General features: G+C 53.4%; 25 protein-coding genes. 11 read left to right on the top strand and 14 right to left on the bottom strand.

The window, feature by feature from the left end:
* Positions 1 to 65: 65 nt before the first annotated feature.
* The gene (gene rnd / locus AC0T7J_RS02855) at positions 66 to 1,187 is read left to right on the top strand and encodes a ribonuclease D (protein ID WP_473792020.1); all 1,122 of its coding nucleotides are present in this window, start codon (positions 66 to 68) and stop codon (positions 1,185 to 1,187) included.
* A 53-nt stretch (positions 1,188 to 1,240) separates the two neighbouring features.
* On the opposite strand, the gene minE is transcribed toward rnd, so the two are convergent.
* From minE to minC, 3 genes are read right to left on the bottom strand one after another with little or no spacing between them, the layout of a single operon-like run.
* The gene (minE, locus tag AC0T7J_RS02850) at positions 1,241 to 1,510 is read right to left on the bottom strand and encodes a cell division topological specificity factor MinE (RefSeq protein WP_008925314.1); all 270 of its coding nucleotides are present in this window, start codon (positions 1,508 to 1,510) and stop codon (positions 1,241 to 1,243) included.
* Positions 1,511 to 1,513: 3 nt separating this feature from the next.
* Complete coding sequence (gene minD, locus AC0T7J_RS02845) at positions 1,514 to 2,326, bottom strand: septum site-determining protein MinD (RefSeq protein WP_010260569.1); 813 nt, start codon at positions 2,324 to 2,326, stop codon at positions 1,514 to 1,516.
* A 33-nt stretch (positions 2,327 to 2,359) separates the two neighbouring features.
* A complete protein-coding gene (minC, locus tag AC0T7J_RS02840) occupies positions 2,360 to 3,067 on the bottom strand; it encodes a septum site-determining protein MinC (protein WP_473792018.1) in 708 nt (235 codons plus the stop codon).
* A gap of 155 nt (positions 3,068 to 3,222) precedes the next feature.
* Between minC and AC0T7J_RS02835 the strand changes: the two genes are divergently transcribed.
* From AC0T7J_RS02835 to AC0T7J_RS02825, 3 genes are all read left to right on the top strand, one after another.
* A complete protein-coding gene (locus tag AC0T7J_RS02835) occupies positions 3,223 to 3,498 on the top strand; it encodes a YcgL domain-containing protein (protein WP_473792016.1) in 276 nt (91 codons plus the stop codon).
* Between the two features lie 316 nt (positions 3,499 to 3,814).
* Positions 3,815 to 4,474, top strand: a complete 660-nt coding sequence (locus AC0T7J_RS02830; protein ID WP_400369993.1) for a fumarylacetoacetate hydrolase family protein — start codon at positions 3,815 to 3,817, stop codon at positions 4,472 to 4,474.
* A gap of 65 nt (positions 4,475 to 4,539) precedes the next feature.
* Positions 4,540 to 4,986: a YcgN family cysteine cluster protein gene (locus AC0T7J_RS02825; RefSeq protein WP_010260578.1), complete on the top strand. Its 447-nt coding sequence runs from the start codon at positions 4,540 to 4,542 to the stop codon at positions 4,984 to 4,986.
* Between the two features lie 57 nt (positions 4,987 to 5,043).
* On the opposite strand, the gene dsbB is transcribed toward AC0T7J_RS02825, so the two are convergent.
* Complete coding sequence (dsbB, locus tag AC0T7J_RS02820; protein WP_473792014.1) at positions 5,044 to 5,574, bottom strand: disulfide bond formation protein DsbB; 531 nt, start codon at positions 5,572 to 5,574, stop codon at positions 5,044 to 5,046.
* 390 nt (positions 5,575 to 5,964) lie between these two features.
* On the opposite strand from dsbB, the gene fadR reads away from it, so the two are divergent.
* Entirely contained in the window at positions 5,965 to 6,684 is a 720-nt protein-coding gene (gene fadR / locus AC0T7J_RS02815; protein ID WP_010670276.1) for a fatty acid metabolism transcriptional regulator FadR, read from the top strand.
* A gap of 42 nt (positions 6,685 to 6,726) precedes the next feature.
* Here the strand turns inward: fadR and AC0T7J_RS02810 are convergent, their stop codons facing one another.
* Complete coding sequence (locus AC0T7J_RS02810) at positions 6,727 to 8,262, bottom strand: SpoVR family protein (protein ID WP_473792012.1); 1,536 nt, start codon at positions 8,260 to 8,262, stop codon at positions 6,727 to 6,729.
* Positions 8,263 to 8,766: 504 nt separating this feature from the next.
* Between AC0T7J_RS02810 and AC0T7J_RS02805 the strand changes: the two genes are divergently transcribed.
* Both AC0T7J_RS02805 and dadX read left to right on the top strand, forming a co-directional pair.
* Complete coding sequence (locus AC0T7J_RS02805) at positions 8,767 to 10,068, top strand: D-amino acid dehydrogenase (protein WP_473792010.1); 1,302 nt, start codon at positions 8,767 to 8,769, stop codon at positions 10,066 to 10,068.
* A gap of 19 nt (positions 10,069 to 10,087) precedes the next feature.
* Positions 10,088 to 11,158 (top strand): catabolic alanine racemase DadX, encoded by a 1,071-nt coding sequence (dadX, locus tag AC0T7J_RS02800; RefSeq protein WP_473792008.1) that lies wholly within the window; start codon positions 10,088 to 10,090, stop codon positions 11,156 to 11,158.
* On the opposite strand, the gene AC0T7J_RS02795 is transcribed toward dadX, so the two are convergent.
* The 6 genes from AC0T7J_RS02795 to yeaG form a co-directional block, all read right to left on the bottom strand.
* The gene (locus tag AC0T7J_RS02795) at positions 11,151 to 12,344 is read right to left on the bottom strand and encodes a multidrug effflux MFS transporter (protein WP_473792006.1); all 1,194 of its coding nucleotides are present in this window, start codon (positions 12,342 to 12,344) and stop codon (positions 11,151 to 11,153) included. The two genes, dadX and AC0T7J_RS02795, sit on opposite strands and share 8 nt — an antisense overlap.
* A 126-nt stretch (positions 12,345 to 12,470) precedes the next feature.
* The gene (wbaP, locus tag AC0T7J_RS02790; protein ID WP_473792004.1) at positions 12,471 to 13,937 is read right to left on the bottom strand and encodes an undecaprenyl-phosphate galactose phosphotransferase WbaP; all 1,467 of its coding nucleotides are present in this window, start codon (positions 13,935 to 13,937) and stop codon (positions 12,471 to 12,473) included.
* A 376-nt stretch (positions 13,938 to 14,313) separates the two neighbouring features.
* Positions 14,314 to 14,547: a DUF1480 family protein gene (locus AC0T7J_RS02785; protein ID WP_013358069.1), complete on the bottom strand. Its 234-nt coding sequence runs from the start codon at positions 14,545 to 14,547 to the stop codon at positions 14,314 to 14,316.
* Between the two features lie 78 nt (positions 14,548 to 14,625).
* Positions 14,626 to 16,353 carry a potassium/proton antiporter gene (locus tag AC0T7J_RS02780; RefSeq protein ID WP_473792002.1) on the bottom strand — a complete coding sequence of 576 codons (1,728 nt, stop codon included), beginning with the start codon at positions 16,351 to 16,353 and terminating at the stop codon, positions 14,626 to 14,628.
* Positions 16,354 to 16,601: 248 nt separating this feature from the next.
* Complete coding sequence (locus AC0T7J_RS02775) at positions 16,602 to 17,879, bottom strand: YeaH/YhbH family protein (RefSeq protein ID WP_473792000.1); 1,278 nt, start codon at positions 17,877 to 17,879, stop codon at positions 16,602 to 16,604.
* Positions 17,880 to 17,968: 89 nt separating this feature from the next.
* Positions 17,969 to 19,903, bottom strand: a complete 1,935-nt coding sequence (yeaG, locus tag AC0T7J_RS02770; protein ID WP_003852739.1) for a protein kinase YeaG — start codon at positions 19,901 to 19,903, stop codon at positions 17,969 to 17,971.
* Between the two features lie 420 nt (positions 19,904 to 20,323).
* On the opposite strand from yeaG, the gene AC0T7J_RS02765 reads away from it, so the two are divergent.
* Positions 20,324 to 21,073 (top strand): MipA/OmpV family protein, encoded by a 750-nt coding sequence (locus AC0T7J_RS02765; RefSeq protein WP_473791998.1) that lies wholly within the window; start codon positions 20,324 to 20,326, stop codon positions 21,071 to 21,073.
* 72 nt (positions 21,074 to 21,145) lie between these two features.
* Positions 21,146 to 21,997, top strand: a complete 852-nt coding sequence (locus AC0T7J_RS02760) for an aldo/keto reductase (protein ID WP_473791997.1) — start codon at positions 21,146 to 21,148, stop codon at positions 21,995 to 21,997.
* On the opposite strand, the gene AC0T7J_RS02755 is transcribed toward AC0T7J_RS02760, so the two are convergent.
* Entirely contained in the window at positions 21,994 to 22,893 is a 900-nt protein-coding gene (locus AC0T7J_RS02755) for a D-hexose-6-phosphate mutarotase (RefSeq protein WP_473791995.1), read from the bottom strand. The genes AC0T7J_RS02760 and AC0T7J_RS02755 overlap by 4 nt on opposite strands.
* Before the next feature lie 74 nt (positions 22,894 to 22,967).
* Positions 22,968 to 23,966: a glyceraldehyde-3-phosphate dehydrogenase gene (gene gapA / locus AC0T7J_RS02750; RefSeq protein WP_003852747.1), complete on the bottom strand. Its 999-nt coding sequence runs from the start codon at positions 23,964 to 23,966 to the stop codon at positions 22,968 to 22,970.
* A gap of 342 nt (positions 23,967 to 24,308) precedes the next feature.
* Here gapA and msrB point away from each other — a divergent pair, with 342 nt between their 5' ends.
* Positions 24,309 to 24,719 (top strand): peptide-methionine (R)-S-oxide reductase MsrB, encoded by a 411-nt coding sequence (gene msrB, locus AC0T7J_RS02745; protein ID WP_179895588.1) that lies wholly within the window; start codon positions 24,309 to 24,311, stop codon positions 24,717 to 24,719.
* 5 nt (positions 24,720 to 24,724) lie between these two features.
* Complete coding sequence (locus tag AC0T7J_RS02740) at positions 24,725 to 25,006, top strand: YeaC family protein (RefSeq protein ID WP_003852750.1); 282 nt, start codon at positions 24,725 to 24,727, stop codon at positions 25,004 to 25,006.
* Positions 25,007 to 25,034: 28 nt separating this feature from the next.
* Here the strand turns inward: AC0T7J_RS02740 and pncA are convergent, their stop codons facing one another.
* Entirely contained in the window at positions 25,035 to 25,643 is a 609-nt protein-coding gene (gene pncA / locus AC0T7J_RS02735) for a bifunctional nicotinamidase/pyrazinamidase (protein WP_010260626.1), read from the bottom strand.
* Positions 25,644 to 25,650: the final 7 nt, after the last annotated feature.

Genomic DNA, 25,650 nt, shown 5'->3' with positions numbered 1-25,650 from the left:
GTCCGGCGTTTTTATTGTTTTTAACATGGAGCGCCGCGCGTTGTTGGCTGCGGTGGAAATCAGACGTGAACTATTCCCTTATCGACCAGGATGATCAACTGGCAGACGTGTGTCAGAAAGCGCGCCAGCACGCGGCGGTGGCCCTGGATACCGAATTTGTCCGCACCCGCACTTACTACCCTCAGCTTGGCCTGATCCAGTTGTTCGACGATCAGCAACTGGTGCTGATTGACCCGCTGAATATCCGTGACTGGTCACCCTTTATTGCCTTGCTGACCGACACCCGCGTTACCAAATTCCTGCATGCCGGTGGTGAAGATCTGGAAGTCTTCCTGCACCGTTTCGGCGTGCTGCCGACGCCCATGATCGATACGCAGATTCTGGCGGCATTCTCTGGCCAGCCGCTCTCCTGGGGTTTTGCCTCAATGGTGGCACATTTCACTCAGGTCGAACTCGATAAAAGTGAATCACGCACGGACTGGCTGGCACGCCCGCTGACCCAGCGTCAGTGCGAGTATGCGGCGGCGGATGTTCACTATCTGCTGCCGATTGCCCGTCAGCTGATGATCAATACGGAAGAGGCTGGCAACATGGCGGCGGCACTCAGTGAGTGCGATAACCTGTGTCAGCGTCGTCTGGATAGCCTGTCGCCGGATGAAGCCTGGCGGGAGATTACCAATGCCTGGCAGTTGCGCCCGCGTCAGCTGGCGGCGTTGCAGCGACTGGCGGCCTGGCGTCTGAAGCTGGCGCGTGAAAAAGATATGGCGGTGAACTTTGTGGTGCGCGAAGAGCACCTGTGGAAAGTGGCGCGCTTTATGCCAGGCTCACTGGGCGAGCTGGATCATCTGGGGCTGTCAGGCCACGAAATTCGTTTCCACGGCAAAGCGCTGGTGGCGCTGGTGGCAGAAGCTGAGGCGCTGGATGAGAGCGAACTGCCGGCTCCGCTGGGCAATCTGATTGACCATCCGCACTACAAGCCGGTGTTTAAAGCGATGAAAGCGCTGGTGCAGCAGGTGAGCGAGCAGAGTGGATTCAGTCAGGAGTTACTGGCGTCACGACGTCAGATTAATCAGGTATTGAGCCAGCACTGGGGCCTTAAGCCGCAGGGACGTCAGCCGGAGTTACTCACCGGATGGCGGGGTGAACTGCTTAAACCCGGCATTGAGGAGATTCTGGCGGGTTGTTAACCGGTTAAATTTCCCCTGCCAGAGCGCAGGGGAAATTCAGCAAACGGTCAGCGTCATTTAGTCACTTCATCCGTTTCCGGCAGTGTGACGTTCAGTTCCAGAATTGAGATATCATCACCTTTCTGATCAAGCTGCACCGTCACCATTTCTGGATCGATCTTCACATATCTGCAAATCACTTCCAGAATGTCGCGCTTAAGTTGCGGAAGATAATGGGGCTCACTGTCGCCCCTTCTCCGTTCTGCCACGATAATTTGCAGCCTTTCCTTGGCTATGTTGGCAGTGTTCTTCTTCCGGGATAAAAAGAAATCAAGTAATGCCATGGTTTATCCCCCGAACAGGCGTTTCAGGAAACCCTTCTTCTCTTCTTCGATAAAGCGGAAGGGGCGTACTTCACCGAGCAACCGTTCAACGGTATCGGCATAGGCTTTGCCAGCATCAGATTCGCCGTCAAGAATCACCGGTTCGCCCTGGTTAGAGGCACGTAACACCGATTGATCTTCAGGGATCACGCCGACCAGAGGAATGCGCAGGATCTCCAGCACATCTTCCATGCTCAGCATATCGCCACGGTTTACCCGGCCAGGGTTATAGCGGGTCAGCAGCAGATGCTCCTTCACCGGGTCCTGACTGTTTTCAGCACGACGGGATTTGGATGAGATGATGCCAAGGATGCGGTCGGAGTCGCGGACAGAAGAGACTTCCGGGTTGGTGGTAATAATCGCTTCATCGGCAAAGTAGAGCGCCATCAGTGCGCCGGTTTCAATTCCTGCCGGTGAGTCACAGACGATGAAATCGAACTCCATCTTAGCCAAATCGTTCAGCACTTTTTCGACACCTTCACGGGTCAGCGCATCTTTATCACGGGTCTGCGACGCAGGCAGAATGTAGAGCTGCTCCGTGCGTTTGTCGCGAATCAACGCCTGGTTCAGTGTGGCATCGCCCTGGATCACATTAACGAAGTCGTAGACTACACGGCGCTCACAGCCCATGATCAAATCCAGGTTACGCAGACCGATATCAAAGTCGATCACAACCGTCTTTTTGCCTTTCTGCGCTAAACCGGTGGCGATGGCCGCGCTTGACGTGGTCTTACCAACGCCCCCTTTACCGGATGTAACTACAATAATGCGTGCCATAAATGTTGATTTCCTTAACAAAAGAAAAGGGGCCTAATTAAGTGTCTGGATAGTCAGCGCGCCATCCTGCAGGCACAGACGCGCGGCTTTACCAAAAAATTCTTGCGGGATCTGATCCATGATCCAGTACTCTCCGGCAATCGAGACCAGCTCGGCCGCCAGGCTGGTACAAAAAATCTGGCAGTTGCGATCACCGCTGGCACCTGCCAGGGCGCGACCGCGCATCATGCCGTAAATATGAATATTGCCATCGGCGACCAGTTCAGCGCCGGCGCTGACGCTGCTGGTGATAATCAAATCGGCGTCACGTGCATAAATCTGCTGGCCGGAGCGCACCGGAGTGTTCACGATGCGGGTTTTTGTTGCTGCCGTTTCGGTTACAACCGGCTGAGGTTCAGGTATCGGCTGCGGTGCGGCGGCTTGCGGTCTGGCTTCTTTACCTTCTGCCAGCACGGGCAGGCCAGCACGCGAGATCATACGTTTCAGCGCATCATCTTTGCAGCCGCTTACGCCAACGATGCGTAAACCGGTGGCGAGAACCGCCTGTTGCAGTTGTTTCCAGTTAACATCGGCACTGAGCGTTGAGACGTTAAGTACCACCGGCGCGTTTTTCAGGAAATCTGGAGCCTGGTCAATCTTGTCCTGGAGTGCCTTGCGAATCACCGCAGGGTCATGGTGATGCAAATGGACGACAGACAGGGTGAAACTGCTACCTTTGAATTCGATTGGCGTTTGCGACATCTGTCCCGACTCAGTCCTGTTTTCACTACCGTTAGCCTGGCGATGATAAAATCATCGTTGAAGCGCTAACGGTGAATATTCGAAGTTCTGCAAGCATGTTATAGTTACAGCTATATTCAGACAAGCCTCAACGCCGGTTAATTCGAGTAAAATATATGTTTTGTGTGATCTACAGAAGCCCGCTACGTGACCAGACTTATCTCTATGTTGAAAAAAAGGACGATTTCTCGCGCGTTCCGGAAGAATTGCTGAAAGGTTTTGGCAAGCCGCAGCTGGCGATGGTGCTAAAGCTGGCGGGGCGGGACAGGCTGGCTAATGCGGATATCAATAAAGTTAAGCAGGGTTTGAGCGAGCAGGGCTTTTATTTACAGCTCCCTCCGCCTATTGAAAGTCTCCTCAACATTCATTTACAGGCCGATAAAAAAGTTTAACTCGGATTCCTCTGTAAATATAAATCCTGTCGGCGCGATCCTGTCAGGATAATATTGCCCTGATGCTGCGCAAAATTAACGGCGCAGCTTATCTGTTTCACCCCTTTTTAAATTCCCTGCTCAATTTTTTCTCCTGATTTGTACGATTATTCAGCACTTCTGCGCCTGCATTTACGCTTTTTGACAAATTGCGCACCCCGGAAGGTTAAAAGGATCTTATTATCACGTCATGAGGTTGGCATTTCGATCAACGCACCAGCAAACACCAATCCGCCAGCAGCGCTGGCATCACACCTAACCTGAACAGGGGATGAGCATGTATCAGCATCGTAACTGGCAAGGCGCTCTGTTAGATTTTCCGGTCAGCAAAGTGGTTTGCGTCGGGAGTAATTATGCAAAACACATTAAAGAGATGGGCAGCGCAACCCCTACTGAGCCGGTGATCTTCATCAAGCCGGAAACGGCGCTGTGTGATTTGCGTCAGCCACTCTCTATTCCCGACGCGTTTGGCGAAGTCCATCATGAAGTTGAACTGGCGGTGCTGATTGGTGCGACTCTGAAGCAGGCGACCGATGCACATGTGGCTAAGGCGATTGCAGGTTATGGCGTGGCGCTGGATCTGACGCTGCGTGACCTGCAGTCCGGGCTGAAAAAAGCGGGACAGCCGTGGGAAAAATCCAAAGGTTTTGATAACGCCTGTCCTGTCTCCGGTTTTATTCCGGTGACGGAATTCAGTGGCGACCCGCAGAACGTCGAGCTTAAATTGCTGGTGAACGGTGAAGTACGTCAGCAGGGCAACACCGCGGATATGATTCATAAAATCCTGCCGCTGATTGCCCATATGAGCCACTATTTTACCCTGCGTGCAGGCGATGTGATTCTGACCGGTACGCCAGAAGGGGTGGGCCCGATGCGTTCGGGTGACCAGCTGGAAGTTTCACTGGCGGGTCACGGCATCAGCACGCGCGTACTCTAAAAACTTGCATCACCGCCGCATAGGCTTTATAAGGTGCGGTTTAGGCACAATCCGGACAAATCATCATGACTGACACCCCTTTCTGGCAACAAAAACGCCTGGCACAAATGAGCGATGAGGAATGGGAATCCTTGTGTGATGGTTGTGGACAGTGTTGCCTGAACAAGTTGCAGGACGCCGACACCGATGAGATCTACTTCACCAATGTCGCCTGTGATCAGCTCAATATTAAAACCTGCCAGTGCCGTAACTATGAGCGCCGCTTCGAGCTTGAAGAGGATTGCATCAAGCTGACGCGCGAAAATCTGACGACCTTTAACTGGCTGCCGCGCACCTGCGCCTACCGGCTGCTGGGTGAGGGCAAAGATTTACCCGTATGGCATCCGCTGCGGGCCGGTTCGAAAACAGCGATGCATGCGCAGCGTATTTCGGTGCGGTATATAGCGGTGCGTGAGAGTGAAGTGCGGGACTGGGAAGATCACATTATTGATCGACCCGATCGCAACGGCTAAGCGCCGCGCTATCAGTCGGAATAGAAAAAAGGCTGCCAGTGGCAGCCTTTTTTGATCTCAGCGACCAAAGAGATCGCGGCGTTTAGGTTTCAGCGGCTGCGCAATCAGCACCAGCGCTGCGACCAGCAGATAACCAGCGAACACCCCAATCATCCACTGCGGCATGCTGAGCGTCAGGAATGTCCAGCTGCGTTCTGCGCAGTCGCCGCTGGCCAGAAATACCGACGGCAGCCACTTATCCAGGGGTAATCCGCTGGGAAAGCGGGCAGCAAAATCACAGGTGGTGAACGGGTTAGGGTGCAGCTGAATCATGGTATGTTCATAAGAGAGACGCAGACCTTCCCAGGCACTGTAAATCCACAACGCCAGCGCCGCCAGACGCAACGGCGATTTCGGCGCAATCGCACCCACCAGACCCGCGCCTAACACTCCAAACAGCGCATTGCGCTCATAAATACACATTACGCAGGGCTTCAGGCCCATCACGTGCTGAAAAAAGAGTGCCGTCAATTCCAGTGCAAGCGCAGTCAGGGCCAGTAATAACCAGGCTCCGCGACCCCGTGAACATTGATTCAGATATCGCAACATAGTGCATTCCCTGTAAACGTTAATGCCACGCAGTGTAAACCAAAAGCGTTTACAAACCAGCCAGGGACGGGGAAAAATCGTATGCAAACATGACCTGATTCTGATCCAGAACAGGTCAGATGAGAATAAGCGCAGACTTTCACTCTGAATGCCCGGTCGGCTAAGAGAGAGAATATCCGAAGCGGCGACAGAGCTGATTGCGCCAGGCAGTAAGCGAAACGACAAATCGGTCAGACCGTCCGCAATTATGAAGCCGCTGATATCGCGGTCAGCCATTCTGAAATATGCGCTTGCGCCCGGTTTTAATGGTTACGCAGGCTATATCCGCTATAGGGCGTCTGGTATGATGAGTGCCCATCATGATTAGAAAAGCAACGAGAACACATTGCTATGGTTATAAAGGCTCAGAGTCCAGCGGGATTTGCTGAAGAGTATATTATTGAAAGCATCTGGAACAGTCGCTTTCCGCCAGGGTCGATTCTTCCTGCTGAGCGTGAGCTTTCTGAATTGATTGGGGTGACGCGTACCACCTTGCGTGAAGTGCTGCAGCGTCTGGCGCGCGATGGCTGGCTGACCATTCAGCACGGCAAACCGACGCGGGTAAACGATTTCTGGGAGACCTCCGGCCTCAATATTCTGGAAACGCTGGCCCGTCTCGATCACGACAGCGTTCCGGTGCTAATCGATAACCTGCTTTCAGTCCGCAGTAATATCTCATCGATCTTTATCAGCCGTGCGCTGCGCCATCATCCGGACAAAGCGCGCGAAGTGCTGGAAACGGTCAGCGCGGCTGCCGATCAGGCTGATGCCTATACTGAGCTCGACTACCGGGTGTTCCGCGGTCTGGCGTTTGCGTCAGGTAACCCGATTTACGGTCTGATCCTGAATGGCCTGAAAGGACTCTATACCCGCGTTGGCCGCCACTACTTCTCTAATCCGGAAGCCCGTCAGGTCGCGCGCGATTTCTATCTCAAACTGCTGGAACTGTGCGACAAAGAGCCCGGACAGGATGAGATTGTGGACGTGGTGCGCAACTACGGCCGCCGCAGCGGAGAAATCTGGCACAGTATGCAGAAGAATCTGCCCGACGATCTCGGCAGTAAGCGTTGAAAAAAAAACCGGACATCGCGTCCGGTTTTTTGTTTTATCCCATCACAGTGATGAACCGCGTGGTGGGTTACGATCCAGCAACTCTACGCTGCCATCCTCGTTCTGCTGTTCCAGAATCACATCAAATCCCCACAGACGATGCACATGCTTCAGCACCTCGCGACGGCTCTTATCCAGCGGTGTGCGGCTCTGCGGCACATAGCGCAGGGTCAGCGAACGGTCACCGCGCAGATCGACGTTATAGACCTGAATATTCGGTTCGAGATTACTCAGGTTGTACTGCGCGGAGAGCTGCTGGCGAATCGCCCGGTAGCCCGCCTCATCGTGGATCGCGGCGATTTCGAGATAGTTGTTGCGGTCATCATCCAGTACGGTAAACAGGCGGAAATCACGCATGACTTTCGGTGACAGGAACTGGCTGATAAAGCTCTCATCCTTGAACTCGCGCATCGCAAAATGCAGCGTTTCCAGCCAGTCGGAACCGGCGATATCCGGGAACCAGTAGCGATCCTCTTCGGTCGGCGACTGACAGATACGCTTGATATCCTGCATCATCGCGAACCCTAAGGCGTAGGGGTTAAGGCCGTTATACCACTGACTGTTATAGGGCGGCTGAAACACGACGTTGGTGTGGCTGTGCAGGAACTCCATCATAAAGCGTTCCGACACTTTGCCTTCATCGTAGAGATGATTAAGGATGGTGTAGTGCCAGAACGTCGCCCAGCCTTCATTCATCACCTGAGTCTGTTTCTGCGGATAGAAATACTGGCTCACTTTGCGCACAATTCTCAGGATTTCACGCTGCCACGACTCCAGCAGCGGGGCGTTTTTCTCCATAAAATAGAGCAGGTTTTCCTGCGGCTCAGAGGGATAGCGCGCGGCTTCAAAGGTCACGGTCTCTTTCTCACGCCGTGGCAGCGTTCGCCACAGGGTATTCACCTGACTTTGCAGATACTCCTCACGGCTTTTCTGCCGTGCCTTCTCCTCCTGCAGAGAGATCTTCTGCGGGCGTTTGTAGCGATCGACACCATAATTCATTAACGCATGGCAGGAGTCGAGCAACCGCTCAACCTCTTCGACGCCATAGCGCTCTTCGCAGTCACTGATATAGTTTTTGGCGAACAGCAGGTAATCGACAATCGACCCGGCATCCGTCCAGCTGCGGAACAGATAATTATTTTTAAAGAACGAGTTGTGACCATAGCAGGCATGCGCCATCACCAGCGCCTGCATGGTCATGGTGTTCTCTTCCATCAGGTAGGCAATGCAGGGATTGGAATTGATGACAATCTCATACGCCAGACCCTGCTGACCATGCTTATAGCGCTGCTCGGTCTCGATAAACTTTTTGCCGAATGACCAGTGTGAATAGTTGATCGGCATGCCGACGCTGGAGTAGGCATCCATCATCTGTTCAGAGGTAATCACTTCGATTTGGTGCGGGTAGGTATCAAGCCGGTAGAGTTTAGCGACCCGGTCGATCTCTGCTAAATAGACGTCAAGCAGTTCGAATGTCCAGTCTGGTCCGTCATTGAGTCGTTTGCTGTCTCTGATGGCTTCGTCAAAGATTGTCGTCATAGCGCACCTCTTTTTTGCAAACCGGCTGACCCGAAAGACAACCCGTTCTGGTTATTTAAGGCTTCGTCCTGAAAAAGGGAACCCGAAAAAAACTGAGCGAACACAACAATGATAGCCCACTGTCGCCTATCCGAAATGCGAACTCAAACGAATTCTTTGGCACAAAATCATTAAGAGTGGTGCGGCAGAGAATTTAACAGCCTTTAATTCGACATTCGTTATTTACTTTAGTGTTTAATCCTGTTTATAAGTGGAATGTATGGGGTTGAATGATTCTCCTGCAACAGGAAGATTTAACTGCCTCCGTTGTCATTTATTTCTGTGTTTAAGGATTAAGACGCATAAAGCGCTGAAATTGGCCGCCCGACAAGATTTTAGTTACCTGAAAAGTAAAAAAGATGTGAAATAGAAGGTGAAATTCCATGATGGTGTCCGCTATGTGAATCCGCTGACTATCATCAGTTGAACAGTGAATTATGCTTTTACAGGTCGGGTGGGGGAGCTATGCACGTTGTAATTCTTGGAAGTGGTGTGGTTGGAGTGGCAAGTGCCTGGTACCTGGCGCGTGCCGGACATCAGGTGACGGTCATTGATCGTCAGCCCGCCGCAGCGATGGAGACCAGTGCGGGGAATGCCGGTCAGATCTCTCCGGGTTATGCCGCACCCTGGGCGGCCCCCGGCGTGCCATTGAAAGCGGTGAAGTGGATGTTTCAACGCCACGCGCCGCTGGCAATCCGGCTGGATGGCAGTAGTTTTCAGCTGGAGTGGATGTGGCACATGCTGCGCAACTGCGACATCAATCACTATCAGCAGAACAAAAGCCGCATGGTGCGGATTGCCGAATATAGTCGTGACTGCCTGAAAGCGTTGCGCCGTGAAACCGGCATTGCCTATGAGGGCCGTCAGGGCGGGACGCTACAACTGTTCCGAACCCAGCAGCAGTTCGACAGCGCCAGCAAAGATATTGCGGTGCTGCGCGACGCGGGCGTGCCCTATGAACTGTTGCAGGCGAACGAACTGTCTCGCGTTGAACCGGCACTGGCGGCAACCCAGCATAAACTTACCGGCGGATTACGCCTGCCCAATGATGAAACCGGCGACTGTCAGCTCTTTACTCAGCGGCTGGCAAAAATGGCCGAAGAGGCGGGCGTAGTCTTCCGCTTTAACACCCCGGTCGATCACCTGCTGCGCGATGGCAATCGTATCTATGGCGTAAAATGTGGTGATGAGATCATCAAAGCGGACAGCTATGTGGTGGCGTTTGGTTCTTACTCGACCGCGCTGTTAAAAAACGTGATCGATATTCCGGTCTATCCGCTGAAAGGCTATTCGCTCACGATTCCGATTAAAAATCCTGACGCTGCGCCAGTTTCGACCATCCTGGATGAGACCTACAAAGTGGCGGTGACCCGGTTTGACGATCGTATTCGTGTTGGCGGGATGGCGGAAATTGTTGGTTTTAACACCAAACTCACCGAAGCGCGGCGGGAAACGCTGGAGATGGTGGTCAGTGATCTCTATCCTGAAGGCGGTCATCTCGCGCAGGCGAGTTTCTGGACCGGTCTGCGTCCAATGACGCCAGACGGTACGCCGATTGTGGGTGCCACACCGATCTCTAATCTCTGGCTCAATACCGGTCACGGTACGCTGGGCTGGACGATGGCGTGTGGTTCAGGTCAGTTGCTGGCCGATCTCATCTCCGGTAAAAAGCCGGCCATTGCGGCGGATGACTTAGCGGTGTTCCGCTACTTACCCGGTTTCGCGGCGACCTCATCGCCGCTGCGTAACGCCAACGCAACTCGTTAAGTATTCAGGGAGAGAGAGGATGTCACGTCCGATTGTCGCTACCATCAACCAGCAGGCGTTACGTCATAACCTGACTGTTGTTCGCCAGGCGGCACCCGCATCCCGCGTCTGGTCAGTGGTGAAAGCTAATGCTTATGGCCACGGCATTGATCGCGTGCGCGAGGCGTTATCTGCCACCGACGGCTTCGCGCTTCTTAATATGGAAGAGGCGATCCAGTTGCGCGAGCAGGGCTGGAAAAAACCGATTCTGCTGCTGGAAGGTTTCTTCCAGCCAGAGGATCTGCAGCTGATTGACCGTTATCGCCTCACCACCAGCGTACACAGTAACTGGCAAATCAACGCGCTGGCCAGCGCCAGACTTGCAGCACCGGTAGATATCTATCTCAAAATGAACAGCGGGATGAACCGACTGGGTTTTCGCCCGGAGCTGGTTTTCAGTGCATGGCAAAAGCTGCGGGCGCTGAGCACGGTAGGTGAGATGACGCTGATGGCCCATTTTGCCGATGCGGAAAATCCGCAGGGCTTGATTGCGCCACTGCAGCGCGTCGAGCAGGCGGCTGAGGGGCTGAACTGTCCGCGATCCCTCTCTAATTCCGCCTGCACCCTGTGGCATCCTGAGGCGCACTTTGACTGGGTTCGTCCCGGCATCATTCTGTATGGCGCCTCGCCCAGCGGTGACTGGCAGGACATTGCAGGCAGTGGCCTGAAACCGGTGATGACCTTAAGCAGTGAGATTATTGCGGTCCAGCAGCTACAGCCGGGCGATGGAGTGGGTTACGGCTACCGCTATCACGCCAGCACGGCGCAGCGGATTGGCGTGGTGGCCTGTGGCTACGCGGATGGCTATCCACGGCATGCCCCGACAGGTACGCCCGTCTGTGTCGATGGCGTGATGACTCAGGTGGTTGGTGCGGTGTCGATGGATATGATCACCGTGGATTTAACCCCCTGTCCCCAGGCCGGTATTGGCTCAGCCGTGGAGCTGTGGGGTGAGCAGGTGAAAATCGATCAGGTGGCAAAAGCGGCCGGAACGGTAGGGTACGAGCTGATGTGTGCGCTGGCACCCCGCGTTCCGGTCACGGTTATTTAAGCGCGGTCAGGCTGCCGCGCATCTTTCTGCTGCAGCGCCAGGCAATGAATGCCAGCGCTGCACCCAGCAGCATCATCAGACTCAGCGACAGCTTCTCCGCCACTGGCAGTGCGACAATCACCAGGCTGCCTGCTGCACCCCCGGCCATCTGAATGAATCCCTGCAAGGCGGACGCCACGCCCGCCTGTTGCTGATAGGGCTCCAGCGCATAGCTGGTGGCCGGTCCCACCGTAAAGGCCAGCCCGGCAACTGAAACGGCCACCGGGAACATATAGAGCGCCCAGTGCGTCTGCATCTCCGCCGGGAAGATCTGCATCCCCGCTACCAGCAGCACCGCGCCCAGCAGCATAGTGAAAAATCCCATCGCCAGGCAGAAAGGGCGACCCGCTTTGCGAATCGCTTTATTGACGAACATGCTGACAAACATGATCCAGAAACCGTTGGCGCCAAAAGCAAAAGAGAACTGGATCGGCGTCAGTCCGCCTTCGGTCATTAATACCTGCGGTGCCAGCGACACGTAGGTCAGCACCATGCCCAGCGCCCCGGCATTGGCGAACGCGAACGCCAGAAAGCGCGGCTGACGCAGGATCGCGATATACTGTTTAATCGGTAATCCTTTCACCCGCAGGGTATCCGCCGGACGCGTCTCTGGCAGCCAGATAATCACCAGCAGCGTAATCAGCACGCCGTAGGCGCAGAGAAACCAGAAGGGCGCGCGCCAGTCAAAGGCGCTGGCCAGCAAACCGCCCAGCAGCGGAGCCAGGGCCGGAACGATGTTTAATGCGCCATTCAGGAAGCCATACGCACGGGCGGCATCATCACCGCTCAGGCGGTCACGCACGCCGCTAAAGGCCACGACCGCGCTGCAGCAGACGCCACAGCCCTGCACCAGGCGGGCAAGGACGAACAGCGGGAATGAGGTGGCGGTGGCGGCGATGGCACTCCCCGTGATGTAAAGCGCCAGGCCCAGCAGGGCAATCGGCTTACGGCCATAGTTGTCCACCAGCGGGCCGGTCACCAGTTGTCCCAGCCCCATGACCAGCAGAAACAGGGGAATGGTGGTCTGCACCAGATTAACCGGCGTATCCAGCCCTTCTGCGATTTGTGGCAGCGTGGGCAAATAGAGATCGATGCCTAAGGGTGCCAGCAGCACCAGGCTTAATAACAGCAGAGTAAATTTTTGCATAACAACCAGAGGGTAAGCGTTCTGTTAAAAAACGATCGCAGAGGGTAATGATTCAGCGGCAAAAAAGATAGAGGAAGTCGTGCGGAAAGTGCGATGCCTGCTGTAAACAGGCATCGCATCAGGGATTTAGTAAGCGCCGTCGCGACGTAACACCACGCCTGCGGTTTTGAACAGGATCGCGATATCGGTCCAGAGCGCCCAGTTCTTGACATACCAGGAGTCAAAATAGACGCGGGTGTCGTAGTCGATATCGTTACGTCCGCTGACCTGCCACAGACCGGTCATACCCGGCTTGGCCATCAGGTAGTAGTCGACATCACCGGCATAACGCTCCAGCTCAGCTTCAATTACCGGACGCGGGCCAACCAGGCTCATCTCGCCACGAATCACGTTCCACAACTGCGGCAACTCGTCCAGGCTGGTTTTACGCAGGAAACTACCAATGCGGGTCACGCGCGGGTCATTCTTCAGTTTGAAATCTTTGTCCCACTCAATCCGGGCCTCTTCGCTGGTCGCCAGTAATTTCTCCAGCACCTCTTTGGAATTGGTCACCATGGAACGGAATTTCAGACATTTGAATTTTTTGCCATTCTGGCCCACACGCTCGTGACCATAAATGGCATTGCCGCCATCACGTTTCACCATGTAACAGAGCAGAGCGAAGATGGGGCCGAGGAACAGCAGCAGCATCGACGCCACTACGATATCAAAGGCACGCTTCATGAAACGGGAGGAGTGTTTCGCCAGGTTGTTGCTGACGCGCAGAATCATCACTTCATGGCTGAAGATAAAGGACATGTCCGTGCCGTAAAGCGGCACGCCGCGCAGCGTCGGGATGACTGAAACTGAACGGCAGTTCATCTTCGACAGGAATTTCAGCCAGCGATCGCGCATCGGCTGCTGCTCATACTCCATGGCCACAATAAACTGTACGTTGTCACGGTCAATGGTCTGCCAGTTGATATCTTTCCAGGTCATCACCGGCACGCCATTCACGCTCTGCTGAGCCGGGACATCATCGACCGAGATAAAGGCCTGCACGTTGTAGCCCAGGATTTCTTCACTCTGCAGCGCCGCGTAAGCTTCGGTGGCGTTTCTGCCGGAGCCAATAATGATGGTCTCTTTCTGCCACTGACCCGCCTTGTGAATGGCACGTTTAACCAGAGCACGCATCAACGGCAGCAGCAGCAAGGCATATGTCCAGCTGAAGACCCACACCATGCGGGAGAAGTCCCACTTAGAGAAGGCGATCAATGCGAGGTCGAGCAGCGAGAAAACAAATAATGTTTTAACGATCTCTTTCAGCTCAAACCAGAAGGGTTTGCGATAGGTATAGTGACGCAGGCGTACCCAGAACCAGCCGGTACACATCACGGACATAATAAACTGTGCTACGAAACGATATTCAATTTGATGGGGTGGAATAAAGGTATCCAGCTCGCCCCAAATACCCTGTATCGTCGCGGCAGATAAAAACAGTGCCAGGTTAAGTGCAATCAGATCGGAAAAGCTCAGGGCGAATTTCACGATGATATTTTTACGCGTGCCGCTCCATGAGCGGCTCGGGCTATTCATTATCAATGTACTTGCCATAAAACCTGCTCTCTTTCTCAAGTAAAAGATGGCCTGACCAGAATCATGTACGCGCTCAGGAGTGGGCTTCTGAAAAATTAAAAAATAATTTTCAGTCTGTTACAGTCAGTAAAGCCAGGGCAGCTGCAAAAAAGATAACGATTAAAGCGTGATGGTACTCACGAAATGTTGCAGCATTGAGAATGAGTATGCAGGAGTTATTTGACAGAGTTAATACGGAAAAAATCTGAAAACATCAAAAGTGATTAAACTTTTAAATTGATAAGTCGTGGTTTTAATTAGATAAAATAAGGGAGGTGGTGGTTATAACCAAACTGTTTAAGACGCTTTTTAGGAATTACCGCCGAATCTTACGACTGGCGGTAGTGATAAAGGCTCAGGCAGGTTTCTTTAAAATCCAGCGGTCCTGCTGTTTATCGTAATGACCGATCTGCAGATTCACCGGTTCCCCGTCAATCCATGCCGGAACGCTGGTATCGCGATCCCAGCCATCAAGTTGGGTGATCAAGCCGGGATTGGTGTGACAGGGGATACTGACGGTGTCGGCGTTCTCACTGTCAAGATCGGCATCAACAATCTCATAACGACCAATTTTAACCACGTGTCCCATTTATTTCTCCCGTTTTTACTGACGTAGATAGTTAAGCTTAGCGTATTGAGAGAAAATAACGTGGCAGAATGATTAGGATTATTCCTTCTCTTCAGCCGGACGGACACCAATCTTCACGATGCGGTTATCCTCTTTCTCGGCGACGGTCCAGGTCAGCTGATTCCACTCAACCTGATCACCCACCACCGGTGCGCCGCCCAGCATACTCAGCACCAGCTGTCCCAGCGACTGCTGATCATTGGTGTTCTCATCCAGTTCCAGTCCGTAAATCTGCGCAATATCGCGCAGGCGAGCTTCCGCATCCAGAATAAAGTCACCAAAGAAACGCTGGTCGAGAGAAACCGGCGGCGACTGGCTGAACATTCTACCCAGCGCCGGCAGATCGCGCTCCCGGCCAATCACGCAGATCACGTCGTTCTCCCTGAGCCGCGTCCCATCATTCGGATGCATCAGCACATTGTCACGGAACAGCGCGGCGATGCGGGTCTCACGCGGCAACTTCAGATCACGCAGAGCGGCACCGACGCACCACTTGTCAGCGCTGAGCTGGTAGACAAACTGCTCCCAGGGATTTTCGGGGTGGATATCCAGACCGATACGGCTGATAGGCGATGCGGTAGGCGGCACCACCACTTTGGCTTTTTTGGCCGCAAAGCCCAGCGAGGTACCCTGCAACATCAGGGAGACCAGCACTACAAAGAAGGCGATATTAAAATAGAGCGATGCGTTTTCTAATCCTGCCATCATCGGGAAGACCGCAAGGATAATCGGTACTGCGCCGCGTAAACCGACCCAGCTGATAAAGACGCGTTCGCGGGTAGTAAAACTGCGGAACGGCAGCAGACCAATAAAGACCGACAGTGGGCGCGCTACCAGAATCAGCCACAGCGAGAGGATCATCGCCGGAACCGCGATATGCCACAAATCAGAGGGTGTCACCAGCAGTCCCAGCACAATGAACATGCCAATCTGACTCAGCCACGCCATGCCGTCAAAGGTCTGCAGAATGCCGTGACGGTTACGAATCGGGCTGTTGCCCAGTAAAAAGCCGCAGAGATAGACTGCCAGGATGCCGCTGCCCTCTAATACCGTCGTCAGGGCGAACACCAGAATGCCGCCACTCAACGCCAGCAGCGGATAGAGTCCTCCGGCCAGACTGATACGGTTAATCAGTTGCTGCAGCGCCCAGCCGCCGCCCAGGCCCAGCACGATACCCAGACCAAACTGCTGCACCAGGTGCACCAGGAACATCCAGTCAAGGCCGCTGCGGCCCTGTTCGATCATCTCAATCAGCGTGATAGTCAGGAACACTGCCATCGGATCGTTACTGCCCGATTCAATCTCCAGCGTCGAGCTGACGCGCTCATTCAGGCCTTTGTCACCCAGCAGTGAGAAAACGGCGGCAGCATCTGTAGAGCCGATAATCGCGCCAATCAGGAAACCCTGCATCATATCCAGGTTAAATAACCACGCTGCGACCACACCGGTTAAGCCTGCGGTAATCATGACCCCGACGGTCGCCAGCGACAGCGCTGGCCCCAGGGCGACTTTAAATGAGCTGGCTTTGGTCCGCATGCCGCCATCCAGCAGGATAATCGCCAGCGCCAGGTTTGAGATTAAGTAAGCCGCCGGATAGTTATCAAAGGCGATGCCGCCGATACCATCAACCCCGGTCAGCATGCCCAGAGCCAGGAAGATCACCAGAATGGGGATACCCAGTCTGGATGAGAAAGAGCTGAGCAGAATGCTCGATGCGACCAGCACGGAACCGATGATAAACAGACTGTAGACGATAGTGTGGTTCAAACCCGATCTCCTGAGATATGGCAGTGCGGTGCAGCAACTGATGACAAATATCCATGCTATCTCTGAAAGATAATGTTTTATCAAGGAGTTGTCATTGTGAAAGTGATCATTATACGAATTGCTTAACCGGGTATGGAATCAGATTAATGTGAAGAATGAGGGGGTTGGCAGGCAAGCGGCAGAAAACAGACTGTTTTAGCAGGTTATTCGGAAGATAAAAAAAGCCGGCGATTAGCCGGCTTAGTACATCAGGCTTCCGTTGCCTGTTTATGGAACAGCGATCGGAACACCGGGTAGATATCTTCTGGTTCACGTATGTGTTCGATAGCAAAGTTATCGAACGTCGCCTGCAGATGCTCATATTCACGCCACAGTGTCTGATGCGCACGGCGGGTAATCTCGATATAGCTGTAATAACGCACCACCGGCAAAATATGCTTCGCCAGTATCTCGTGACAGAGCGGTGAATCGTCGGCCCAGTTATCGCCATCCGACGCCTGTGCAGCATAGATGTTCCACTGCGCCGGGTCATAGCGCTCTTTCACCACCTCATCCATGAGTTTCAGCGCACTGGAAACGATGGTGCCACCGGTCTCCTGCGAGTAGAAGAACTCCTGTTCATCCACCTCTTTGGCCTGCGTGTGATGACGAATATAAACCACATCGACATTCTTGTAGGTGCGGCTCAGGAACAGGTAGAGCAGGATATAGAAGCGTTTCGCCATATCCTTGGTGGCCTGATCCATCGATCCGGACACATCCATCAGACAGAACATCACCGCCTGGCTGGAAGGCTCCGGCCGTTTCTCAAAGTTTTTGTATCGCAGGTCGAAGGTATCGATAAAAGGCACCCGTTCGATACGCGCCCGCAACTCGGCGATCTCTTTACGCAGCCGTTCTTCTTCAAGAAGCTGAGCGGGTTCAGCGTTCTCAACCTCGAGCAGCGTTTCTTCCAGTTCGTGCAGCATCCGGCGTTTACCCGCCGTCATCGCCGTGCGACGCGCCAGCGAGTTCTGCAGCGAACGTACGACGCTGATATTGGCTGGCACACCGTTAGAGGTGAAACCGGCACGGTGGGTTTTGTATTCATTCAACTGACGATGCTGGTTCCGACGCAGGTTAGGCAGGGCGAGATCTTCAAACAACAGGTCAAGATACTCATCTTTCGAAATCTGAAAGACAAACTCATCCTGACCTTCACCATCCTGACTGGCATTGCCCTGGCCACTGCCGCCACCGCCGCCGCCACCCTGCGGTCGTTCAACGCGGTCATTCTGCACAAAATGATCGTTGCCCGGATGGACGCGATGGCGATTGCCGCCGCGACCCTGATGGAAAATCGGTTCATTGATGTCGTCAATCGGGATAGAGACAGACTCACCGCTGCTTACATCGGTCACCGAGCGTTTATTGATGGCCTCGGAGATCGACTGCTTAATTTGCGACTTATAACGGCGCAAGAAGCGCTGGCGGTTTACCGCGCTCTTGTTTTTGCCGTTGAGTCGGCGATCGATGAAATAGGCCATGGTATTCCCCCAAACTACATTGTAAGCAGGCCGGGCGAACCCGACCCTGTCAGACCGGTATCACTTACCGGCAAGCTTACAGACTCTTATCAGGACGATTTACGCACACGCAAATACCATTCGCATAGCAGGCGAACCTGTTTGCGGGTATAGCCTTTTTCCATCATGCGATCGACAAAATCATCATGTTTTTTCTGCTCATCGGTAGAGGTCTTGGTATTAAACGAGATCACCGGCAGTAACTCTTCCGTATTCGAGAACATTTTCTTCTCGATCACGGTGCGTAATTTCTCGTAACTGGTCCAGTTCGGGTTGCGGCCGTTATTGTGTGCCCTGGCGCGCAGCACGAAATTGACGATTTCGTTACGGAAATCTTTCGGGTTACTGATGCCAGCGGGCTTCTCGATTTTCTCCAGTTCGGCATTGAGCGATTCACGATCAAACAGCTGTCCGGTGTCGGGATCACGATACTCCTGATCCTGAATCCAGAAGTCAGCATAGGTTACATAGCGGTCAAAGATGTTCTGACCATATTCAGAGTAAGATTCCAGATAAGCGGTCTGAATCTCTTTGCCGATAAACTCCGCATATTTGGGGATCAGATAGCCTTTGAGATGCTCAAGGTATTTCTCAGCCTGATCCTGTGGGAACTGTTCGCGCTCAATCTGCTGCTCCAGTACATAGAACAGGTGCACCGGGTTGGCCGCCACTTCGGCGTGGTCAAAGTTGAACACCCGTGACAGAATCTTAAAGGCAAAACGGGTCGACAGGCCGTTCATCCCCTCATCCACACCAGCGTAATCATGATATTCCTGCCAGGATTTCGCCTTAGGGTCGGTATCTTTCAGGCTTTCACCATCATAGACCCGCATTTTAGAATAGATGCTGGAGTTCTCCGGATCCTTGAGGCGTGACAGGATAGAAAAACGAGCCAGTGTTTCCAGCGTACCCGGTGCGCAGGGCGAGGTCGCCAGCTCACTGTGATTAAGCAACTTGTCGTAGATTTTGATCTCTTCAGAGACCCGCAGGCAGTAGGGCACCTTGACGATATAGACACGGTCAAGGAACGCCTCATTATTCTTGTTGTTACGGAACGTCACCCACTCTGATTCGTTGGAGTGGGCCAGAATAATGCCGTTAAACGGCAGTGCCGAAATCCCCTCGGTGCCGTTGTAGTTTCCTTCCTGCGTTGCTGTCAGTAACGGGTGCAACACCTTGATAGGCGCTTTGAACATCTCAACGAATTCCATGATGCCCTGGTTCGCACGGCAGAGTGCGCCGGAGTAGCCGTAAGCATCAGGATCGTTTTGCGCATGGTTTTCCAGTTTACGGATATCCACTTTACCCACCAGCGCAGAGATATCCTGGTTGTTCTCATCACCGGGCTCAGTTTTGGCGATCGCCAGCTGTTCCAGGATGGACGGCCAGACTTTCACCACTTTGAAACGTGAGATATCGCCGCCAAAGTCGTGCAGTCGCTTAGCGGCCCACGGTGACATAATCGTGCCGAGATAACGGCGCGGCACGCCATATTCCTTTTCAAGTATGTGCGCATCTTCCTGCGGATTAAACAGGCAGAGAGGATGGTCATTAACCGGGCTGCGTTCCCCGTCGGCGCTCAGTACATAGATGGGTACGCGCTGCATCAGCGACTTAAGCCGTTCCGCCAGTGAGGATTTACCGCCACCTACCGGCCCCAGCAAATAAAGGATCTGTTTCTTCTCTTCCAGTCCCTGAGCGGCATGTTTCAGGTAGGAGACGATCTGTTCAATCGCTTCCTCCATGCCGTAAAACTCCTCAAACGCCGGATAGCGTCCCATCACACGGTTGGAGAATATTCTGGAAAGGCGTGGCTCCTGAGCAGTATCGACCATTACCGGCTCTCCGATAGCCATTAACAGTCGCTCTGCAGCGTTGGCGTATGCACTGCGATCCTGCTTACAGATAGCAAGAAATTCCTGCAGTGTGAACTCTTCGTCCTTGGCAGCTTCATAACGCTGACGATAGTGATCGAATATATTCATAGCGATGCCCGTCCTTTCGTTTTTAGCACAGGTAAGGAGCGTAATTAGAGGCTTATAGCAGCTCCCGGAAGATATTCTCTGTTGAGTACAGCAACCCTTATGCCAACCTGATCTTTCTTATCGGGATACACAACTTTTGTGGTTACTCTGCTCGTACAAAATGTATGCTGTTACTTCTAACTGTAGATGGCTTCTAGGAAATTTCCTCCACGGCTTTGGGTTAATGAGGGGAAGATCAACTGTACAGCGGGTCTGTTGTGAGAAGCGTTCATAGGGGTGATGCTTTAACTTAACGTGTTTTTAACCTTTAATGCCACTTTCATCGGTTGGTCACTTAAAGGATTTCGATATAAGTTAATCCAGTCGTAAAAAAACGTTAGACTTGCTGTTTGATTGTTATATTTATGGAATGAATAAATTGTGAACCAATTCAAATTTAAGACGCTTGTTGCACTTCTGCCCTGTTATTTACTGGCTACACACGCGAATGCCGCGCCGCTTTCCATCGGCGCGTCGGTCATCTATGCCGAATCACCCTATCGTGGCGGCCAGGACCGGTATATCCCGGTTCCCGTTATCAATTATGAGGGTGAAGACTTCTGGTTCCGCAGCCTGCAGGGCGGCTACTACCTGTGGAAAGATCCCCAGAACCAGCTGTCACTGACCCTGCTGGGGTCACCGCAGGAGTACAAACCCAGCGACAATGACCTGGGCGACATGAAAGGGCTGGATAAACGCCGCATGACGCTGATGGGTGGCGCAACCTATCGTCACACTGCGGACTGGGGGATTGTCCGTACCTCATTACTGGGTGATGTGCTCAATAACAGCAACGGGATAATCTGGGACCTGACATACCTCTATCGCTTCCAGATGGGTGACTTCAGCCTGACGCCGGGCATCGGGGCCACATGGAACAGCGCCAATCAAAACCGTTATTACTATGGGGTATCCGGGCATGAAAGCGCCCGTACCGGCATCAGCAGTTACAACCCGGATGACAGCTGGTCGCCTTATGTGGAACTGAGCGCCAGCTATCAGATTGCGCCGCAGTGGAATGCCAGCGTTATGGGACGTTACACCCGTTTTGACAGCGAAATCAAAGACAGCCCGATGATTGATAAAAGCGGGCAGGCCTTAATCTGGACAGGTGTCAGCTACAGCTTCTGATAACGCACCAAAAGAGGGCATTTAATGCCCTCTGTTCTTTTACAGGGCCTCAGAATGGGGCGGGAGAGCAGAATGCGTAACACGATTAACTTTGCCGGTTTTAGCGATCTGCCTGTTATTGGTCAGGGCACCTGGTATATGGGTGAAAATCCGGCGCAGCGGGCTGGTGAAGTCGCTGCATTGCAGGCGGGTCTTGAGTGTGGCTTGCAGCTTATCGATACCGCTGAAATGTATGCAGAGGGCGGAGCAGAAGAGGTGGTCGGGCAGGCACTGCTGGGCCGTCGCGATCGGGCGTTGCTGGTCTCTAAAGTCTATCCGTGGAATGCGGGCGAAGTGGATGCCATTGCAGCCTGTGAGCGCAGCCTGCGCCGTCTGCAAACCGATTATCTCGATCTCTACCTGTTGCACTGGCGCGGCAATATCCCACTGGAAGAGACACTGCGCGCCATGGAACGCCTGCAGCAACAGGGCAAAATTCGTCACTGGGGCGTATCGAATTTTGATACTGACGATATGGCTGAACTGTGGGATGAAGAGAAGGGCGAGGCCTGTGCGACCAATCAGGTTCTCTATCATCTGGCTTCACGCGGTATTGAATTTGATCTGCTGCCGGCGTGTCAGCAGCGTGGCGTACCGGTCATGGCCTACTGTCCGCTGGCACAGGCCGGACGGCTACGTGACTCACTCTTCACCGATCCTCAGCTGACTCAGATTGCACAGCAGAAGGGCATCAGCGTGGCGCAACTCCTGCTGGCCTGGGTGATTCGTCAGCCAGGGGTCATTGCCATTCCTAAAGCCAGTTCCGTGGCGCACGTTCAGGAAAATGCGGCGGCGCTGGAGGTGGAACTGACCGATGAGGATTTGCAGCTCATCGATCGCGCCTGGCCAGCGCCACAGCATAAGTTGCCGCTGGATATTGTTTAGCCTTTAACGTTATCGCTGGCTGCGGCTTTCTTTTTAAGGCGGAACGTCGTGGCCAGCCGTGCCGGCTTTTCACCCGCGCTGCGTAACGGTTTGCTGATACGCGCTGTCTCCACACAGACCATAGTCTTGTAACCCTCATTCGCCATATCCGTCATGCTGCAGGAGAGTTCCACACCCGGATTCCACGTGACAACGTCACTATGATGATGGTGGTACACCTCGATCTGCCGCTCGCCCGCAGTATCTTTGATGACCGAGCAATCTTCCGCAGCGGTAAAGATACGATCGATTCGTCCAGGATAACGCTGTTTGCCGTCGCTGCTGGCCGTCTCGCCATTATTCACCTTATCGATATAGCTGTTGCCCAGACCTGAGACTTCCACACCGTTGATGTCGCTGACGGTAAAGTAGCTGTGCAAAGCCGCCGTTGCTTCAAAGTCACCATAGGCTTCCAGCTCAATCTCACAATGCTGGCCCAGGCGGTAGCGGGCAATCAGGGTAAATTCGTGCGGCCAGAGCTTCAGCGTCTGTGCGTTGCTCTCCAGCACCAGCGTCAGCATGACGCCATCTTCATTTTCATCATGGGCTGTGAGCTTCCACGGCTGAACCCGGGCAAAGCCGTGTGCCGGTTCGCCCGCCGGGCCGAACCACGGCCAGCAGATCGGGACGCCGCCACGAATTGCCTTACCCGGTGCAAAGAGACTCTTATCACTCAGCCAGAGTACCGGCTTTTCGCCGCTGGGTTGCCAGGCGATCAGGTGCGCGCCCTGAAGCGTAATGGCTGCCCGCACTTTGGGGTGACTCACAACAATGGCGGGGAGTTCGCCAATCTGGCGCTGGGTGAGGTAAGGGGAGATCTGCGTGACCACCGGCAGAGAAAACAGTTTATCTTGCATGTTCGATTCCTTCCTGTGCGGATCAAAAAAAGGGCGACCGAAGTCGCCCTTATTCTCAATGATGTCTGGCTGCCTTATTTAGCAGAAACCAGTGCAATCAGGTCGAGAACTTTGTTTGAGTAGCCAGTTTCGTTGTCGTACCAGGAAACCAGTTTTACAAAGTTGTCGTTCAGCGCGATACCGGCTTTAGCGTCAAACACTGAAGTCAGGATTTCGCCGTTGAAGTCGGTAGAAACCACGTCATCTTCAACGTAGCCCAGCACGTCTTTCATCTCACCTTCTGCAGCCGCTTTGATTGCAGCACAGATTTCTTTGTAAGAAGCCGCTTTTTCCAGACGCACGGTCAGGTCAACAACGGAAACGTTAGGGGTTGGTACACGGAATGCCATACCGGTCAGTTTGCCGTTCAGCTCTGGCAGAACTTTACCAACGGCTTTAGCTGCGCCAGTTGATGAAGGAATGATGTTCTGCGATGCGCCGCGGCCGCCGCGCCAGTCTTTATGAGACGGGCCATCAACGGTTTTCTGGGTAGCAGTAGTGGCGTGAACAGTGGTCATCAGACCTTCAACGATGCCGAACTTGTCGTTGATCACTTTTGCCAGCGGTGCCAGGCAGTTAGTGGTACAGGATGCGTTAGACACGATATCCTGGCCATCGTATTTGTCGAAGTTTGCACCACGAACAAACATTGGGGTGTCATCTTTAGACGGACCGGTCAGAACGACTTTCTTAGCACCTGCGGTGATGTGTTTACGCGCGGTTTCGTCGGTCAGGAATATACCGGTTGCTTCAGCAACAACGTCAACGCCCACTTCATCCCATTTCAGGTTTGCCGGATCACGTTCAGCGGTAACACGGATTTTTTTACCGTTAACCACCAGCGCGCCATCCTGAACTTCTACGGTGCCGTCGAAACGACCGTGAGTAGAGTCATACTTCAGCATGTACGCCATGTAATCCGCGTCCAGCAGGTCGTTGATAGCAACGATTTCGATGTCAGAACGCTTTTGAGCAGCACGGAAAACGATGCGACCGATACGGCCGAAACCATTGATACCTACTTTGATAGTCATATATTCCACCAGCTATTGGTTAGTGAATAAAAGGTTGCCTGTAAAATTACAAAAACCTTACCAGGCGTCAAGCGGAATCGTGTCAATTGTTGCGACAAATCAATTCGCCTGATAGGAATAATTCGATGCGCAACCGCTTGCGAGCCGCCAATGATATCGCGTTTCGTCGAATCAATCGCCGAATATATAGGGATGCCCGGGATAAAAGGTGATCGAAGTCACAAATACGCTTTGCAATGGATGGCATGAAAGGGTGAGCACAAAAAAAGACCCGGTTATGTTGATCATTTGTTAGAATAATAGTCGAAATTTTCAGAATGGCACTGCCCCGGAATCCTAAAAATGGCTAAAGACACCGCACCCGACGCAAAAATCGCCGAGCTGACAGAAATGCAGCGTTATGTGACACAGCAGCGCGGAACGGAACCGCCTTACAGCGGCGCACTGCTGCACAACAAGCAGGAAGGGATCTACCACTGTCTGGTTTGTGAGGCGCCACTTTTTCTCTCTGAGACGAAGTATGACTCTGGCTGTGGCTGGCCCAGTTTCTATCAGCCGGTCAGTGACGATGCAATTCGCTATATTGAAGATGATTCACACGGTATGCAACGTGTTGAAATCCGTTGCGGCAGTTGTGATGCGCATCTGGGGCATGTCTTCCCTGATGGCCCGCAACCGACCGGTGAACGCTATTGTGTTAACTCCGCCTCGCTGAATTTTACCGACGAGCAGGGCGAACAAACCAAAGGGTAAAGGCGATGAAGGAACAGCTTGAAGCAATGCTCGCGTCGATGACGCCTGAAGTTTATCAGCGTCTTGCCACGGCGGTTGAGATTGGTAAATGGCCGGATGGGGTGGCACTGACCCAGGAGCAGCGCGATAATTGCCTGCAGCTGGTCATGATGTGGCAGGCGCGGCACAACGACGCGCCGCAGCACATGACCATCGGCAAAGGTGGCGAAATGGTGATGAAGTCGAAAAAAGAGCTTAAAGAAGAGTTTGGAATTGACCCTGACGTGACCCGCATCCATCTGCATTAAAAAAAGCTGGCGTCATGCCAGCTCCATTTTAAATCAGAATCGCGCCCTGAGCGGTCATCTGAGCAAAGGCGATTTCACTGTCTTCGGGATTCAGATTGACGCCGCGGCAGCCCTCTTTTACCACCTCAACGTGATAACCGAGCTCCAGCGCATCCAGCACGCTGTATTTTACGCAATAATCCGTCGCCAGCCCCAGCATCACCAGATGAGTGATCCCACGCTCACGCAGCCAGCTGTCCAGCTCCGTCTTACGGCGATGACCATTGTCAAAAAAGGCGCTATAGCTGTCGACATCCTGGTCCTGGCCCTTATGGAACGTCGCATCGAACAGAGAGCGATCCAGACCGGGATGAAAGTCAGCGCCAGTGGAGCCCTGAATGCCATGATCAGGCCACCAGATCTGTGCCAGGCCATTTAACTCGCCCAGCGTGTAGACCGGCTCGCCGGAAACCGAGGCAAAACTGCCGTGGTCAGCCGGATGCCAGTCCTGCAGCGCCAGTACGCATTCACCGTTTTCACGGAACAGTCGCGCATAACGATTTGCCACTTCGACCGTATGGTCGCCCTCATGGACTGCCATCGGGCCGCCGGGGCAAAAATCGTTCTGAATATCAATAATGATGAGTGCCCGCTTCATTACATAT

Source organism: Pantoea sp. E956-1 (assembly GCF_982223955.1).
This window is presented reverse-complemented; position numbering and strand designations above follow the sequence as displayed.

Excerpts from the sequence above, each read along its gene's own strand:
- AC0T7J_RS02740 (WP_003852750.1), top strand. The coding sequence starts at position 24,725 with ATGAAGGAACAGCTTGAAGCAATGCTCGCGTCGATGACGCCTGAAGTT.
- AC0T7J_RS02795 (WP_473792006.1), bottom strand. The coding sequence starts at position 12,344 with ATGCAAAAATTTACTCTGCTGTTATTAAGCCTGGTGCTGCTGGCACCC.
- minD (WP_010260569.1), bottom strand. The coding sequence starts at position 2,326 with ATGGCACGCATTATTGTAGTTACATCCGGTAAAGGGGGCGTTGGTAAG.
- AC0T7J_RS02755 (WP_473791995.1), bottom strand. The coding sequence starts at position 22,893 with ATGCAAGATAAACTGTTTTCTCTGCCGGTGGTCACGCAGATCTCCCCT.
- AC0T7J_RS02760 (WP_473791997.1), top strand. The coding sequence starts at position 21,146 with ATGCGTAACACGATTAACTTTGCCGGTTTTAGCGATCTGCCTGTTATT.
- gapA (WP_003852747.1), bottom strand. The coding sequence starts at position 23,966 with ATGACTATCAAAGTAGGTATCAATGGTTTCGGCCGTATCGGTCGCATC.
- AC0T7J_RS02785 (WP_013358069.1), bottom strand. The coding sequence starts at position 14,547 with ATGGGACACGTGGTTAAAATTGGTCGTTATGAGATTGTTGATGCCGAT.
- AC0T7J_RS02810 (WP_473792012.1), bottom strand. The coding sequence starts at position 8,262 with ATGACGACAATCTTTGACGAAGCCATCAGAGACAGCAAACGACTCAAT.
- AC0T7J_RS02825 (WP_010260578.1), top strand. The coding sequence starts at position 4,540 with ATGACTGACACCCCTTTCTGGCAACAAAAACGCCTGGCACAAATGAGC.
- msrB (WP_179895588.1), top strand. The coding sequence starts at position 24,309 with ATGGCTAAAGACACCGCACCCGACGCAAAAATCGCCGAGCTGACAGAA.
- AC0T7J_RS02775 (WP_473792000.1), bottom strand. The coding sequence starts at position 17,879 with ATGGCCTATTTCATCGATCGCCGACTCAACGGCAAAAACAAGAGCGCG.
- dadX (WP_473792008.1), top strand. The coding sequence starts at position 10,088 with ATGTCACGTCCGATTGTCGCTACCATCAACCAGCAGGCGTTACGTCAT.
- fadR (WP_010670276.1), top strand. The coding sequence starts at position 5,965 with ATGGTTATAAAGGCTCAGAGTCCAGCGGGATTTGCTGAAGAGTATATT.
- dsbB (WP_473792014.1), bottom strand. The coding sequence starts at position 5,574 with ATGTTGCGATATCTGAATCAATGTTCACGGGGTCGCGGAGCCTGGTTA.
- minC (WP_473792018.1), bottom strand. The coding sequence starts at position 3,067 with ATGTCGCAAACGCCAATCGAATTCAAAGGTAGCAGTTTCACCCTGTCT.
- AC0T7J_RS02830 (WP_400369993.1), top strand. The coding sequence starts at position 3,815 with ATGTATCAGCATCGTAACTGGCAAGGCGCTCTGTTAGATTTTCCGGTC.
- pncA (WP_010260626.1), bottom strand. The coding sequence starts at position 25,643 with ATGAAGCGGGCACTCATCATTATTGATATTCAGAACGATTTTTGCCCC.
- yeaG (WP_003852739.1), bottom strand. The coding sequence starts at position 19,903 with ATGAATATATTCGATCACTATCGTCAGCGTTATGAAGCTGCCAAGGAC.
- wbaP (WP_473792004.1), bottom strand. The coding sequence starts at position 13,937 with ATGGCAAGTACATTGATAATGAATAGCCCGAGCCGCTCATGGAGCGGC.
- AC0T7J_RS02835 (WP_473792016.1), top strand. The coding sequence starts at position 3,223 with ATGTTTTGTGTGATCTACAGAAGCCCGCTACGTGACCAGACTTATCTC.
- minE (WP_008925314.1), bottom strand. The coding sequence starts at position 1,510 with ATGGCATTACTTGATTTCTTTTTATCCCGGAAGAAGAACACTGCCAAC.
- AC0T7J_RS02805 (WP_473792010.1), top strand. The coding sequence starts at position 8,767 with ATGCACGTTGTAATTCTTGGAAGTGGTGTGGTTGGAGTGGCAAGTGCC.